The sequence below is a fragment of the Collimonas sp. genome (assembly GCF_039923675.1).
Classification (GTDB): domain Bacteria; phylum Pseudomonadota; class Gammaproteobacteria; order Burkholderiales; family Burkholderiaceae_D; genus Collimonas.
Genome location: NZ_JBDTCG010000004.1, coordinates 35,511 through 50,478 on the forward strand (window position 1 = coordinate 35,511; position 14,968 = coordinate 50,478).

The following is a 14,968-nucleotide window of genomic DNA, read 5'->3' on the forward strand; positions in this document are numbered from 1 at the left end:
CGCAAAGCCGACGACAGTGCTTTAGCACGACTAGGCGAAGCAACACATTATCGCTTCTACTGCGAATTGGAATTAACCCTAGAACACCGGAAAACCATAGCCCGCCCTACCCGGACGCGCGAATGCTATCCGTACGGAGCCAAAAGCATGAGTACTTTCATTTTCAATGAACTGAATTTCGACAACCACGAACAAGTGGTCTTCGTTTCCGAAGAAAAATCCGGCCTCAGAGGCATCATCGCAGTCCACAACACCAACCTCGGCCCGGCCATGGGCGGTTGCCGCATGTGGGACTACGCCAGCGAAGCTGTCGCCGTCAACGATGTACTGCGCCTGTCGCGCGGCATGACATACAAGAACGCGGTTGCCGGCCTGCCTATCGGCGGCGGCAAAAGCGTCATCATCGGCAACCCTAAAACAGCAAAGACACCGGCCTTGTTCGAAGCCATGGGCGAAGCCCTGGAACGTCTGGGCGGCCGTTATATCACTGCGGAAGACGTCGGCACCAGCCCGGCGGACATGGCGCATATCGCCACCAAGACCAAATATGTCGCAGGCCTGGGCGCCAGCGGCGATCCTTCGCCATTCACTGCGCTCGGCTGCTTCGTCGGCGCGCAAGCCGCGGTCAAGCACTACCTGGGACGCGATTCGCTGCAAGGGTTGACCGTTGCGGTGCAAGGACTGGGTAACGTTGGCTACGACTACGCACGCCGCCTGCATGAAGCCGGCGCCAAGCTGATCGTGACCGATATCGACCAGGCTGCGCTGGAACGCGCACGCGCCGAGTTTGGCGCAGAAGTGGTCGAGACCGACGCCATCTATGACGCACAAGCTGACATCTACGCGCCATGCGCACTGGGCGCCACGCTCAATCCGGCGACCCTGACGCGCCTGAAAGCCAAGATCGTCGCCGGCGCCGCCAACAACCAGCTGGCTACCGCCGACATCGGCGAACTGCTGCGCCGCAAGGAAATCCTGTATGTGCCGGACTTCGTGATCAACGCCGGCGGCATCATCAAGGTCTGCTACGAGTACTACGACAAACCGGAAGCCGACGTCGAAGCGCATGTGCGCGAAATCGGCGTGACGCTGGCTGAGATCTTCAAACGCGCCGACTCGGAAGGTTTGCCGACCAGCGTGGTGGCGGACAAGCTGGCGGAAGCGCGTTTCAAACGCTAACAGAAGATTTAATGGTTTAACTCTTCATCCAGCTATCAAGGCGCTGCCTTACAAAGCGCCCGCTTGCCATAAGCGGGCGTTTTCGTTTCCAAGATCAAAAGTGTGCGTGCATGAGATATAAAATCCTGTCATAGAAGGATTTTATAAGTAACCTTGTTAAATAATCCTATAAATCCTTTTGCAGTAGGATTTATAAATAAAAATCACTAATAAATCCCATAAAACCTACCAAAGTAGGTTTTTAATTGTTCATTGATGTTTCACCTCCTATAATCCTAACAAAATAGGATTAATTATGAAGCGAGTTATAAAAACCCCTTTTCCTTCGCTCCCCGTTCTCAGCAATGCTGAAGTGCTTGGGGCTGCCGTTCGTGCCTGTCGTACAGGAGCGAATATGACTATCGAAGAAGCGGCCATGACAATCGGGGTGGCCAAACAAACGCTCTCCGACCTCGAGGCCGGCAAACCCACGGTGGGGCTGGGGGTTGTTCTCAAAATCACGGAAGCTTTGGGAATAAGTCTCATCGCTGTAAAGAAGCAGGACATGGCGATGATGCTCAATACTTTAAAGGCGAAAGCTAATGAATCGGCTTGGAATATTTCTTGATGACCAAATTGCGGGATGGTTAACCCACAATCCGGCATCCAATCAATTCGCCTTTAGCTATTCCAAAAACTGGATTTCTCGACACAACGCTTATCCGCTCAGTCCATTTATTCCCTTGGAGCCTGAAGCCGGACAAACGGCAGAAGTCCACAGTGCGGCCGTTCGGCAATTCTTTGAAAACCTGCTACCGGAGGGACAAGCGCTCGACGACGCAGCAACAGCCAATAAACTCTCGAAAGCCAATCTGGTCGGACTCATGCTTGCGCTAGGCAAAGAAACGGCCGGCGCCCTGCGTGTTCAACTGGATGACCCAGAGCAAGCAAGCGGCGACACGCAGATTCCTTCTGACGAAACAAAGAATGACCTGCGCCCGCTGACACGGCCGGAGATGTCTGAACGTATCAGGTCTCGGCCATATGAACCATTTTCAGTCTGGGATGGCAAGGTCCGCCTGTCCATAGCAGGGTTTCAAGACAAAATCGCGGTCTATAAAGAAAATGACGAATGGTTTCTGGTTGAAAGCGGCAAATTGGCCTCTACCGTCATCTTGAAGCCGGAGCCCGTTAATCGTGCCTTCGCCGGCCTGCCCAGCAATGAATTCTACTGCATGCGGCTTGCACGGAATGTGGGTTTGCCTGTCGCCAACGCGCGCCTGGTACACGTTCCGGAACCGGTGCTGGAAGTCGACCGGTTTGATCGCGTTCCGGACGGAAAACGCGTGCAACGGCTACACATCATTGATGGCTGCCAAGCACTTGGCATCTCGGTGGGCCTCAAGTATGAAAGGCCATATGGAGACTCTCTCGATGTTAAAAACATTCGAGACGGCGCATCGCTGCCGAAAATCTTCGAATTTTTAAAAAGCAGCGCAAATCCTGCCGCACAACGACTTCTCATGTTGCGATGGACCATTTTCCAGGTACTCATCGGGAACACGGATGCGCATGCGAAAAACATCTCATTTTTCTGCGAGCCTTACGGTTTCGTCGCGACGCCGGCATACGACCTGGTCAGTATCCTGGCATACAACAATCCGCATGTTGAAAATGCATTTGCGATGGCCATTGGAGATGCCTTCACGGCAAGAGAACTCTCCGCCTACGAGTGGGCGAACTTCGCAGCAAGCTGCAATTTACGGCCACAGCTGGTGGCGAAAGAGATGAAAAAACTCATCCTGCGCATGGATGAGTTTCGAGAGCGAACGGCGCAGGAAGTGATACGTGAAGGTGCCGACATGGAGGTCGTAAAGAGCGTATGCCATGTCGTTCAAGTCATGTCCCTCCGACATATCGAGATTGCAGAGAAAATCACGGGGATTGATCCAAGTATATTCTAGGCTTCTCTGCACGATGAAAAATCTCAGTTTTACAAGCCTGGAAAACTCCGGCATACGTTGAATTCAACCGCAAGACTCAGGGTGCATGAACTCCGATGTTTCTGTAAACTGTGGCCATCAGCTAAGCATTGCCATAAAGACGAGAGTATCGACATGAATCTATTTCTGCACCGGATCGCCTCGCCCATCGGCATCATCCTGTTGGTGACCGACAGCCAGGATCGCGTACGCGCGCTGGATTTCGACGACTATGAAGCTCGCATGCGTACCTTGCTGGGCACGCATTACGGCCACTACACCCTGAGCGACGCCGCTTCGCCATCCAGCGCCGAACCGGCCCTGCAGCGTTACTTCAACGGCGAACTCGATGCGTTGAAAGACGTCGCCGTCGCCACCAACGGCACCGGGTTCCAGCAACGCGTGTGGTCGGCTTTACGTAAGATTCCACCCGCCCGGATGACCACCTACGGCAAACTGGCGCTGCAGATGGGCGAGCAAAATGGCGCCCGTGCGGTAGGCAGCGCCAACGCCACCAATCCGATCGCCATCATCGTGCCTTGCCACCGGGTGGTGGGCGCCGACGGCAAGCTGACCGGCTTTGCCGGCGGCCTGGAGCGCAAGGCCTGGCTGCTGGGCCACGAACGGGCCGAAGCGGGCGATCCGGAAACCTTGCGTCTGCCTGGCTTCTAGCCGGGTCTAACTAGTGCGACTTATCCAGCACCACGATCGTAATCTCCTTGCTGGAGATATAGTAAGGCACATGATTATGATCGGCGAATAACAGGCGCAGCGTATGTTTGCCAGCCGGCAGATCCAGCAAAGTCTCGGTTTCGCCATTGCCGAAATGCTTGTAGTGCTGGTGCTGGTATTCATCCGGCTTGTCGAACGGGATTGGCGCCTTGATGTCGACCGGCATCGGCATGTCGATCAGGATGTGATGGTGACCGGTGCCGTGGATATCGCCTGCCGCCACCGGCGACACACCCATGCCGGTGACCGCGAACGCCACCCGGAACGGCGAACGGACCTGGTCACCATCCTTGATATTGACGAAGTACGCCAGTTTTTCGCCTATCGGAAACGGCCGCGTCCGCTCCGAAGCGTTAATGGTGCTGATGATGGAGTCGGTATCGACGTGGGTATCGGTGTCCTTTGCTTTCGCCGTCGTTGCAGCAGAAACATGGCCACAGGCAAGCGCCGCACCGATCAGCAGCGCCGGCAAGGCAGTATATTTATAGGTTGCGGCTTTTTTTGCCAGGAATTTTTGTGAGACATAGTGTTGCGCGGTCATTGAATTATCCATAAAACTGAGGTGAGAAACGATTGGTCGGATAGCGGGTTGAAAAACTAACGGCTAGCAAGAATCAATGCCTGCCGCATCCGGCGCCTTGCTCGCCATCAGCCAGCGCGGAAATCCGAGCGCCGTCTTGTACAGGCAATGGCGATAACCCGTCTCGCCGCTGATCAAGCCCGCAAAATCCTGGTTGATGCGCTGGTTCAGCACCAGGTGAGAAAAAGTCAGCTTCGGAAACCGGTACACCAGACGCGCCATCCAGGCGGCCGCGCGCAGTTCGGGCAGCACTTCACGGCGCAACAGCCAACTGTACTGTGAACTATCGGCGCGCAGACCATCCTCGGCAATTGCCCGAGCGGCAAGAGTGGCAGTCTTCAGCGCAAAATAAATCCCTTCGCCGAACAACGCCTCCGCCAGACCGGCGGCATCTCCCAGCAACCAGACACGGCCGCGCTGGAATTGCCGGCGCCGGTTGCTTAACGGGATGATGTAACCTTGATATTCGACTTTCTGCGGCCTCCGCAGGCTGGCGTAGGCCGCAGTAAAGCGATCCAGATGCTGACGTAATGCGGTACCGCCGAAAGGTGAGTACACACCGACATTGAAATGATCGCGCTTCGGAAAAATCCAGCCGTAGCCGTGCGGCATGCCGTCGAAGTCGAACAAGGCGCGCCGGCCGAAGCGCTCCAGCGCACCTTCGGCTGGCCACACCATGGCTTCCAGGGCCGGCACGTAAGTCACCAGATCCTTGCCGAACAGGCGGTTGCGCACGGCGCTGGCGGCGCCGTCGGCAGCCAGTAGCAAGCGGCAGCGGAACGTGCCGCGGCTGGTGGCGACGCTGACCGCATCAGCAGATTCCGTCGCATCGATAAATGCTGTTTCGGCGCAAAAGCTCGCTCCTTCGGCGCAGGCACGCTCCAGCAGCATCTGGTCGAATTCGCTGCGCACCACGGTGCAAGCCGCCATCGGCTGCATTTCCTTGAGGACGGCGTCGCGGTTGCCATAAGTAAGAATCGCGCCGCTGATTGGCTGGTGCATGGTGGCGCCGAGCTCGAAGCCGAGCAAGTCCATGGCTTTGCGCGACAGACCGCCGCCGCATACCTTGGCGCGCGGAAAAGCCTGCTTGTCGATGATGGTTACCTGCAAACCCTGTTGCGCCAGCAGGTAAGCCAGGTGCGCGCCGGCCGGGCCGGCGCCGACGATCAGGACATCGCTGTCGTCAGTTGGCATGCCGACGATACTCCGGGAATGGCGGACAACAGCTTGGCTCCGGATTTCTCCACGACTTCATCAGCAGCACCTCGCAAAGGTCTGGCCGCGCATATTTTGCATTGCCAGACGGAACTGTGAGCATAGCTGAAAACTGTAAATCGCGTGGTAACCGGCACATCTCTTGTCCACAGGGATTAGTGGATTTCTTTTGCTTTTAAGCTACGTTTCCAAATGGAAATATGCTAGTGTGACCGGCTGTCCAACAGGCACGCCAAAAATGCCTGGGGCAAGAAATTTGAATCTACATTTCGACTGGCACAGGGAGGCCGCATTCATGAAAAGCATAAAAAAACCGGAAGACAAAGTCACTTTGCAAAAACGCCGCACATTGCTCACCGGCGGCCTGGTAGCGGGACTTGCCGCGACGGCGCTGGCGCCAGGCGAGCTGCTGGCGAAACCAGCCAAAGCCGCCGGCCTGACGCTGGACCGCGCCAAATGGAGCCCGCGCAACCGCGAACAATTGCAAGCCCTGCTGGCGCGCAATGGCAGCAGCAGCGCAGGCTACAACCCGAAGCGCCGTCCTTACGCAGTGTTTGACTGGGATAACACCAGCATCATGAACGACACGGAAGAGGCGTTGCTGATGTACCAGATCAACACCCTGTCGTTCAAGCTGACGCCCAAGGAATTGGGCGCGATCATTCGCCAAAATGTCCCGGCCGGCCCGTTTGCCGCCGACTACAAGAACGCCGCCGGCCAGAGCGTCGAACTGGAAGCCATCTGCAGCGATATCGACGGCGACTATCAATATCTGTACGACAACTGCGAGAAACTCAAGGGCGACAAGACGCTGGACGAGATCCGCGACACAGTGCAGTTCCAGGATTTCCGCGCCAAGCTGTACTACCTGTACGAAGCCGTCAACGAAACCTACGGCGTCAATGTCGGCTATCCATGGGTGATTTATTTCTTCACCAATATGTCGGTGGCTGAAGTACAAACGCTGGCGGAAGCCTCCAACGACCACAATCTCGGCCTGGGCCTGGTCAAGACCAAGTACACCAGCCCCGCGGCGCAGCCAGGCAAAGCCGGCATCGTCAGCGTCACGCATTTCCACGGCATTCGCCTGTGCACGGAAATCGCCACCTTGATGGACGCCCTCCAGCAAAGCGGCATCGACGTTTATGTCAGCTCGGCTTCGCTGGAAGATGTGGTGGCGGTGTTTGCGGCCACGCCGAAATACGGCTACAACGTCAAGCGCGAACACGTGCTCGGCCTGCGCCTGGAAAGCGCCAACGGCGTCTTCGTCAACCAGTACAAGACTGGCTGGCCCCTCAACTGGGGTCCGGGCAAGTCCGAGGTGATCAAGAAGGAACTGGTCGCCAGCAAGGGTTACGGGCCGATCTTCGTGGCCGGCGACAGCGACGGCGATTACGACATGCTGCGCGACTTTAGCGATACGCAGCTGGGCATGATCGTCAACCGCATGAAGAAGGGCAAGATCGGCGACCTTTCCAAACTGGCCGCGGAGCAGATCCCTGCCCAGTCGCCACGTTTCCTGATGCAAGGCCGCAACGAGCTGACCGGCAACTGGATGCCGGCCGAAGCCAGCATCAAGTACGGCAAGACTGGCGAAACGCTGCTCGGCTAACGCTGGCGCCCGCTGCCGCTTGCCTCGGCAAGCGGGCATTTCTCTTTTTGCTTCCTCACATCGAATTTACCCGGCCGCCTCAATGTCATTGCGGCCGATGCCGTACGTTTTCCATCACCTCCGTAATAGTCAGATAGGCAACAATGAAGAAACTCCTGAAAACCGCTCTCCTGTTGAGCTCTCTCGTCATGTACAGCATCGCGCCGCGCGCGATGGCCAAGGATGACGACAATCCACGCAAGATCACCATCGGCCTGATCGCCACCACCACTGCCGAAGATACGCAGAAACGCTGGCAGCCGGTGATCGACGATTTCGCGAAATACACCAAGATGGAAGTACGCACGGTGGTTTCCACCAATTACAACGAGATCCTGGCCGGTTTGAAATCCAACACGATCCAGGTAGCCTGGCTGAGCAGCAAGATCGCGCTGGAAGCGGTGGAAGACAACCAGTCGACGGTGTTCGCCCAAATGGTCAAGAAAGACGGTTCGCACGGCTACAACTCGGTGCTGATCACGCCGGCCAAGAGCCCGATCAAAACCTTTGAAGACATCTTGAGCAACAAGGGCGTCTACAGTTTCTACGATGGCGACAAGAGTTCGACTTCGGGCTACCTGGTGCCGGCCTATTATGCGTTCGCCAAGAACAAGGTCGAACCGGACCGCTTGTTCAAGACCATCGTGGTGGGCAATCACAAGAAGAACTTGCTAGCCGTGATCAATGGCCAGGTCGATGTTGCCACCAACAATACCGAAGAACTGGACCGCTTGAAAAAAGAATCGCCGGAACAGTTCGGCAAAGTGCGCGTGATCTGGTCCTCGCCGCTGATTCCTAACGATCCGCTGTTGTACCGCAAGGACCTGCCGGCAGCCAGCAAGGCCCGCATCGAAGAGTTTTTTGTCACTTATGGCAAACCAAAGAACCCGGCCAGCCAGCCTGACGTGCTGCAAAACATCCTCGACCTGTCTGGCTTTCAGCACTCGACCGATGCGCAGCTGAAGCCGATCGCCGATCTCACCATGTTCGGCCTGTTACGCAGCAACATGTACGATACCAAGCTGAGCACGGCGCAAAAACAAAAGGCGTTTGAAGATATCACTGCCCGTTTCGGCAAGCTGAGCATGTCGCTGGAAATGGCGCGTCTGCGTTGATTTTCATCGGCAAGCAGCTGCGCGAGCCTGACAATCAGGCGCGTGCAGCGCCTTGCGGAAAAACCAGGCTGAAACGAATCAGTCCTTCGCCGGAACAGGCAACCAGCGCCTGACCGCCGTGCACCGTCATGATGGCGCGCACGATGGCCAGGCCCAGCCCATTCGATTCGGTAAATTCGCTGCGCGACTTGTCGCCGCGATAGAAACGGTCGAACAGGCGATCCAGCTGTTCTTGCGAGATCGGATCGCTCTGGTTCTCCACCTCGACGCTGATCCCTTCTTCGCTCGGTATGCCGCATAGCCGCACCGTGCTTCCCGGCACCGCATAACGCACCGCATTCACCACCAGATTGCTGACCGCGCGCCGCCACATCACCGGGCTGGCTTGCAGCACGCCGCTGGCGTCCACCACCAGCTTGATGTCGCGCTCTTCCGCTACGCCTTCAAAATATTCGGCGATCTTGTGCAACTCATCGGCCAGCACCAGCGGCGTTTTTTCCACGGCCAGGCCGGCATGATCGGCATGCGCCAGGAACAGGATGTTTTCCACGATCCGGCTCAGGCGCTGCAGTTCTTCCAGGTTGGATTCCAGCACCTGCTGGTATTCAGCGGCGTTGCGCACCTTGTTCAAGGTGACCTGGGTCTGCCCCATCATGGCGCCGATCGGGGTCCGTATCTCGTGCGCCAGGTCGGCTGAAAATTGCGACAGATGTTCATAGCCGTCAGAGAGCCGGTCCAGCATGGCGTTGAAGGAAGCCGCCAGCCGCCGCAGCTCATGCGGCGCATCTTCCTCGCGCAAACGTATTGCAATATTGGTCGGGCTGACTTCGGCGGCGCGGCCGGCCATCGCCGTCAGCGGCAGGAAGCCGCGCTGCAGCACCAGGAAGCCGAGCAGCGCGGCCAGCAGCACCGCGATCGCAGCGGCGCCAATCACTTGCCAATAATAGGCCGACAAAATGTGCGATTCCTGCGTCATCACGTGAGCGCCGATGATGATTACCTTGGTGCCGTCGCTGCCCACTTCCGCTTCGGTGGAAACCCAGCGTACGCGCACGCCGTCGGCGCGCTCGCCGGGATGCAGCGCCGCCAAGGTCAACGGCTGGTTCAGGCCGACCGGCTTCATCGAAGGCGGCGTCATATTGTCGGGATTGACGCGCACGAACGGCACCTTTCCCGGATAGCTGAACATCAGCACATCCTGCTCGCTGCCCAGCATGGTTTCAAACAGCCCCGGCCGGTCTTCTATCTGCTTGACGTTGTAGAGATCGTGCAACAGCGTGCGGAAATGCTCGACCCGGCCGACCAGCGAATAGTCGGCGCGGGTTTCCAGCGCCTGCCGGGTCGACGAATACAGGTACATGCCGAGGCTGGTGACGATGGCGCAGGCAATCAGCGCAAACAGGATGGTTACGCGCGCAGTCAGCGAGCGGGTGCGCCAGAGATTCATGGGTTTTCAGAAAACATGTAGCCGATGCTGCGGACCGTATGGATCAGCTTGCGCTCGAAGGGATTATCGATCTTGGCGCGTAAGCGTTTGATGGCGACATCGACCACATTGGTGTCGCTGTCGAAATTCATGTCCCACACTTCGGAGGCGATCACGGTGCGCGACAAGGCTTCGTCCTGGCGCTTGACCAGCAGGTGCAGCAGCAAGAATTCCTTGTTGGTGAGGACGATATCGATGCCCTGGCGCGTGACCTTGCGGCGCAGCAGATCGAGCTGCAAATCGGCTACCTGGAAAAAATCCAGTTCATGCGCTTCACGCACCACGCCGCGTCGCAGCAAGGTGCGTATCCGCAGCAGCAGTTCGGTAAACGAAAACGGCTTGACCAGGTAATCGTCGGCGCCCAGTTCCAACCCGCGGATGCGGTCATTCACATGGTCGCGCGCGGTCAGGAAAATGACCGGCAGATCGCGGTGCGCGCCGCGGCTGCTGCGTATGGCGCCCATGATTTTCCAGCCGTCGGTGCCGGGCAACATCACATCCAGCACCACCAGGTCGTAGGAATTCTCCAGCGCCATGTGCAAACCGTCGCTGCCGTTGCGCGCCAGATCGACCGCATAGCCGGATTCGCGCAGGCCTTTCTTGAGATAGGCGCCGGTCTTCGGGTCGTCTTCAACGACGAGGATAGCCATACTGATTCCTTAATGTAGATGGATCCATTCTATCAATTCGATTACCGGGAAGAATGACAATATTGTCATGCATATGTCACCGATAAGACACGCCGGCGCGCCTAGACTGGTATTCCCAGCAACCACCGAGACTATTTTCATGAAAACCACACAACTATTGCGCCGCCTGGTACCCGTCCTGGTCGCATCGACTTTCCTCGCCTACGGCAGCGCCGCCCTGGCCCAGACAGCCGTAGCAGCGCCGACGCGAGTCCGCGCCACGATTGAAAAAGTCAATACCGACAATCTCGAAGTCAGCACCAAGGCCGGCAAGAAACTGACCTTGAAACTGGCGCCCGATCTGATGCTGTTCTCGGTCACCCATGCCGCCATCACCGATATCAAATCCGACAGCTTCATCGGCAGCGCCGCCGTGCCGCTGCCTGACGGCAGCCTGAAGGCGCTGGAAGTGCACGTATTCCCGGCCGGCATGAAGGTCGGCGAAGGCCACTACGCCTGGGACCTGGGCAAGAAAAGCAGCATGACCAACGGCACCGTGGGCGATGTGGTGGTGACCAGCGGCCGCACCATCACCGTGAAATATCCTGATGGCGAAAAGAAAATCGTGGTGCCGGCCGACGTCCCGATCGTCGCCCTCGATAAAGGCGACCGCAGCTTGCTGGTGCCGGGCGCGCATGGCGTGTTCTTCGTCACTAAAGCAGCAGATGGCAGCGATGTCGTGGGCCGCGCCACGATCGGCAAGAATGGCGTAGTACCGCCGATGTAATGCTGTAAAGCGAGCGGCCTGGCCGCTCGTGCTGATTCTTTCAAGGCCCATCCATGACACCTCCTGACCATCCCTTGCCGTCACCACAAACCCGGCGGCGCATCATCCATCCGCTGCTGGTGCGCGCCACGCACTGGATCAACGCCTTTGCGATTGTCTGCATGGTGATGAGCGGCTGGGCAATCTACAACGCCTCGCCGCTGTTCGGTTTCGATTTTCCGCGCTGGGCCACCCTGGGTGGCTGGCTGGGCGGTGCAATTGCCTGGCATCTGGCGGCGATGTGGCTGCTGGTGGTGAATGGGTTGATCTATCTTTGCTACGGCGTGTTGGGCGGCCATTTCCGCCGCCATTTCCTGCCATTGCATCCGCGCGACCTGTTGCGCGACATCAAGCATGCGCTGACTTTCAAACTGGCGCACCAGGCCGGCATCTACAACGCCGTCCAGCGCCTGATGTATATCGGCGTGCTGCTGCTTGGCGTGCTGGTGGTGGCTTCCGGCCTGTCGATCTGGAAGCCGGTGCAACTGGATGGCCTGGTCGATCTGTTCGGCGGCTACGATATTGCGCGCCGCGTGCACTTCGTTGCGATGGCCGGCATCGTGGCGTTTGTGGTGGTGCATCTGGCGCTGGTGTTGATCGTGCCGAGCACGCTGTTGCCGATGCTGACCGGACGCGCGCCGCGCCACACCCACAAGAACGCGGCGGAACAGGAGCAGCAAGCATGAACGACAAGAAAAAAAACGTACCTAAAAATAGCAAGCTAAACAGCGAACTGCAGCCTGAGCTGGTGCAGCTGCAGCGCCGCCTGTTCCTGCGTTCCGGCCTGTCGCTGGGCGCGCTGTCGCTGCTGTCCGGCTGCAACCTGCAAGATGGCGACCAGGTTGACAAGGTGTTGTGGGCGATGTCGCGCTGGAACGACCGCGTGCAAGCCATGCTGTTTCGTCCCAACCACCTGGCACCGACCTACCCGGCCAGCATGATTACCAAGCCGTTTCCGTTCAATGCGTTCTATGACGCCGATTCGGCGCCGGAAATCGATGGCGACACTTACTCGCTGGAGGTCTCGGGACTGGTGCGCAACAAGCGCAGCTGGAACCTGGCGCAGCTGAGGGCATTGCCGCAAACTTCGCAGATCACGCGGCATATCTGCATCGAAGGCTGGAGCGCTATCGGCCAGTGGGGCGGTGTGCCGTTCCGCACTTTCCTGGCGCATATCGGCGCCGACACCACCGCACGCTATGTCGGCTTCAAATGCGCCGACCGCTATTATTCCAGCATCGACATGGCGACGGCGCTGCATCCGCAAACCCTGCTGGCGCTGGATTTCGGTACGTCGCCATTACCCACCGAATACGGCTATCCGCTGAAACTGCGGGTGCCGACCAAGCTCGGCTTCAAGAATCCCAAACACATCGCGGCGATCTTCGTCACCAACGAGAATCCAGGTGGTTACTGGGAAGACCAGGGATATAACTGGTTCAGCGGTTCTTAGCGGCTGCTACTTGAAATCCCATTTCATTTGCTCAGAGATAGGGATGTATCTGGTCGTGGCCACGCACAGGCCGATATAGTCGGTGAACGGCGGCGCGCCGGGCACGCCTTCCGCCAGCAGATTGTCGTTGCAGAAAGTGTAGTTAAGCCCGGCGAATTCGCCGTACAGCTTCAATGCCCTTGATAACAGCCGCGGACTGCAGTCTGGAATGCGGATCTTGATGCGCAGCAGCAACCGGTCGATCTGGCCGGCCTCGATCCGTTCATAATCGCGGCCACAGATGTTGCCGCAGCCGGCGGCCGCCAGCGCCGTGTCGATCTGCCGGAACGAGCGGCTGGAGCGGGTTCCGGCCGACAGATGGAATACCTGCTGCGCCAGCGTGTCCTTGAGCGCCAGCTGTAATATCGCGCCGGCGCACCAGTCAACCGGCACCACGTCGATCTTGTCGTCCATCGCCGCGGTCAATGCGCCCAGTTTCTGCCACGCCAAGAACACCCAGAAGATGCTTTGCGAGGGTGTGCAGCCAAGCCGCGTATGGCCAATCACGATCGAAGGCCGCAGCACTACCAGCGGCAACAGCGGAAAGCGCTGCCGCAGCAGGTTCTCGCCGTTTGCCTTGGAACGTGTATACGGCACCAGATGATCGTCCTGCGCCAGATTCAGGATGGCGCTTTCCGGAATGCTGTTGCCGTTCGCTGCATGTACGCCGCAAGCCATGGCGGTGCCGATATAGAGGAAGCGCCGCAGTCTGGCGCGGCCCTGCATCAATGCCGCCAGCGCCAGAGTGCCGTCGACATTGGTTTTTTCCAGCGACGGATGGCTAGCGAAGGTCGCCAAGGCGGCGCAATGGATCACGGTCGACACACACGCCAGACGCCGGTCGGCGGCGACCTTGTCAAGTTCCGATAAATCGCCGCACAGTACTTGCGGCAAACCCAGTTGCGCCAGCTCGTGCTCGTCGGCGCCGAGCCGCGCCAGCTGGCTCCGGAGCCGATCCAGGCCCTGCGCCGCATCCTGTGCGCGCACCAGCAGCAGCAAGCGCGACGCCAGCCCGGCCTTGATAGCTTCCACCACGGTAGCGCCGCCCAGGAATCCGGTGGCGCCGGTGATCAGGATCAACTCTTCGCTATCCATATGTCTCCAGCCTTTGCCCAAGTGCAATGCAGTCACGGCCTTAGTAGGTATAGGTCACGTACATGGCGCCATTTGGCGATAATCTGCGGCTGGTCAGCGGGCTCTTGGCGGCATCGCCCTGCAAGCGGGTCGCTCCCACCATGGTCTGCAGCGCCCAATGCGTATCGAAACGGTGCTCCCAGCTCAGGCTGGCATTCACTTCGTACAAGCCGCTCTTCGGCTTGAAAGCCCGGTAGCCGGAATTGCGGTGCTGCAGACCGGTGACGCCGTAATAGGTCTGCATGTACTTGCTGTCGCCGACGCTGACCGTCGCCGCCAACGTCAGCTTGTCGCTGGCGCCGGAGTAGAACGGGCTGGAAACGCCGAAATGGAAGGCATTGCCATTGTTTCTCTGTGAAAGCGCAAGGTCGGCGGTAACGCTCAGGTTGAGCCACTCCAGCGGCGTGTAGCCCAGGCTCAGGATGGCGCTGGCCGATCCCTTGATGTCGCCCATGCCGCGCAGGCGCGTGCTGCCGCTGCTGAAGCCGAAGTCGCTCTCATTCTTCTCTTCGCGTCCGCCACGGTAGCCCAGCGCTGCGCTATAGTTGAAGCGGCCGATCGTGCTGCCATAGCCGAGTCCGCGCATGGTGCTGGCAAAGAAGCCGCCGGGCGTCGAGTAGTCGAACAGCAGGAGCGGCCCCGTCATGTTCTGGTCGGAACCGGAATAGCGGGGGCCGAAACCCGCGCCGGCGCCCATGATGAATGTGTTTTCTGAAGAGACTGGCTTGGCTTCGTCCGCTTGGGCGTTTTTCGCTGCCAGCAGGCCGATGACGAGCAGCGCCAGCAGCACGCCGATGGACAAGAGGGTATTGGTAATGATGTACGCATTGCGGGAACGGGCCGGTCTGATATAACGTTTTTTCATGCTCAGCTTTCTAGTCAAATTGATATGGCTTGCTCCGCTGCCATACGAGAATCGTCAGACAAGCAGTATCCATAGATGAAATGAAGAAAACATGAGCCATTCA

The 14,968-nt window shown here is 58.3% G+C and carries 15 protein-coding genes; 9 read left to right on the top strand and 6 right to left on the bottom strand.

Translation table 11 applies throughout. From position 1 onward, the window contains the following. Nucleotides 1-147: 147 nt before the first annotated feature. The 4 genes from ABI171_RS00520 (at nt 148) to ABI171_RS00535 (ending at nt 3,812) form a co-directional block, all read left to right on the top strand. Nucleotides 148-1,179 carry a Glu/Leu/Phe/Val dehydrogenase gene (locus ABI171_RS00520; RefSeq protein ID WP_348090669.1) on the top strand — a complete coding sequence of 344 codons (1,032 nt, stop codon included), beginning with the start codon at nt 148-150 and terminating at the stop codon, nt 1,177-1,179. A 295-nt stretch (nt 1,180-1,474) separates the two neighbouring features. Continuing rightward, the gene (locus ABI171_RS00525; RefSeq protein WP_348090670.1) at nt 1,475-1,786 is read left to right on the top strand and encodes a helix-turn-helix domain-containing protein; all 312 of its coding nucleotides are present in this window, start codon (nt 1,475-1,477) and stop codon (nt 1,784-1,786) included. Then, nucleotides 1,761-3,122: a HipA domain-containing protein gene (locus ABI171_RS00530; protein ID WP_348090671.1), complete on the top strand. Its 1,362-nt coding sequence runs from the start codon at nt 1,761-1,763 to the stop codon at nt 3,120-3,122. Before ABI171_RS00525 ends, ABI171_RS00530 begins: the two co-directional genes overlap by 26 nt. Before the next feature lie 153 nt (nt 3,123-3,275). Further along, nucleotides 3,276-3,812, top strand: a complete 537-nt coding sequence (locus tag ABI171_RS00535; RefSeq protein WP_348090672.1) for a methylated-DNA--[protein]-cysteine S-methyltransferase — start codon at nt 3,276-3,278, stop codon at nt 3,810-3,812. Nucleotides 3,813-3,822: 10 nt separating this feature from the next. Here the strand turns inward: ABI171_RS00535 and ABI171_RS00540 are convergent, their stop codons facing one another. Continuing rightward, nucleotides 3,823-4,413, bottom strand: coding sequence for a DUF4399 domain-containing protein (locus ABI171_RS00540; RefSeq protein WP_348090673.1), 591 nt, complete (start codon nt 4,411-4,413; stop codon nt 3,823-3,825). A 63-nt stretch (nt 4,414-4,476) separates the two neighbouring features. Further along, the gene (locus ABI171_RS00545; RefSeq protein WP_348090674.1) at nt 4,477-5,646 is read right to left on the bottom strand and encodes a geranylgeranyl reductase family protein; all 1,170 of its coding nucleotides are present in this window, start codon (nt 5,644-5,646) and stop codon (nt 4,477-4,479) included. 316 nt (nt 5,647-5,962) lie between these two features. On the opposite strand from ABI171_RS00545, the gene ABI171_RS00550 reads away from it, so the two are divergent. Both ABI171_RS00550 and phnD read left to right on the top strand, forming a co-directional pair. Then, nucleotides 5,963-7,279 (top strand): HAD family hydrolase, encoded by a 1,317-nt coding sequence (locus ABI171_RS00550; RefSeq protein WP_348090675.1) that lies wholly within the window; start codon nt 5,963-5,965, stop codon nt 7,277-7,279. A gap of 143 nt (nt 7,280-7,422) precedes the next feature. After that, nucleotides 7,423-8,433 (top strand): phosphate/phosphite/phosphonate ABC transporter substrate-binding protein, encoded by a 1,011-nt coding sequence (gene phnD, locus ABI171_RS00555; protein WP_348090676.1) that lies wholly within the window; start codon nt 7,423-7,425, stop codon nt 8,431-8,433. Between the two features lie 34 nt (nt 8,434-8,467). Here phnD and ABI171_RS00560 read toward each other — a convergent pair whose 3' ends face one another. Both ABI171_RS00560 and ABI171_RS00565 read right to left on the bottom strand, forming a co-directional pair. After that, nucleotides 8,468-9,880, bottom strand: coding sequence for a heavy metal sensor histidine kinase (locus tag ABI171_RS00560; protein ID WP_348090677.1), 1,413 nt, complete (start codon nt 9,878-9,880; stop codon nt 8,468-8,470). Beyond that, nucleotides 9,877-10,569, bottom strand: a complete 693-nt coding sequence (locus ABI171_RS00565) for a heavy metal response regulator transcription factor (RefSeq protein ID WP_348090678.1) — start codon at nt 10,567-10,569, stop codon at nt 9,877-9,879. Before ABI171_RS00565 ends, ABI171_RS00560 begins: the two co-directional genes overlap by 4 nt. 139 nt (nt 10,570-10,708) lie before the next feature. Here ABI171_RS00565 and ABI171_RS00570 point away from each other — a divergent pair, with 139 nt between their 5' ends. Genes ABI171_RS00570 through ABI171_RS00580 form a run of 3 tightly spaced genes read left to right on the top strand, consistent with a single transcriptional unit; the run spans nt 10,709 to nt 12,827 of the window. Continuing rightward, on the top strand, nt 10,709-11,335 hold the full coding sequence (locus ABI171_RS00570) for a hypothetical protein (protein ID WP_348090679.1): 627 nt from the start codon (nt 10,709-10,711) through the stop codon (nt 11,333-11,335). Between the two features lie 53 nt (nt 11,336-11,388). Further along, on the top strand, nt 11,389-12,060 hold the full coding sequence (locus tag ABI171_RS00575; protein WP_348090680.1) for a cytochrome b/b6 domain-containing protein: 672 nt from the start codon (nt 11,389-11,391) through the stop codon (nt 12,058-12,060). After that, a complete protein-coding gene (locus ABI171_RS00580) occupies nt 12,057-12,827 on the top strand; it encodes a molybdopterin-dependent oxidoreductase (RefSeq protein ID WP_348090681.1) in 771 nt (256 codons plus the stop codon). Before ABI171_RS00575 ends, ABI171_RS00580 begins: the two co-directional genes overlap by 4 nt. A gap of 6 nt (nt 12,828-12,833) precedes the next feature. Here ABI171_RS00580 and ABI171_RS00585 read toward each other — a convergent pair whose 3' ends face one another. After that, nucleotides 12,834-13,961 (bottom strand): SDR family oxidoreductase, encoded by a 1,128-nt coding sequence (locus ABI171_RS00585; RefSeq protein WP_348090682.1) that lies wholly within the window; start codon nt 13,959-13,961, stop codon nt 12,834-12,836. A gap of 40 nt (nt 13,962-14,001) precedes the next feature. Continuing rightward, nucleotides 14,002-14,865: a MipA/OmpV family protein gene (locus ABI171_RS00590; RefSeq protein WP_348090683.1), complete on the bottom strand. Its 864-nt coding sequence runs from the start codon at nt 14,863-14,865 to the stop codon at nt 14,002-14,004. Nucleotides 14,866-14,968: the final 103 nt, after the last annotated feature.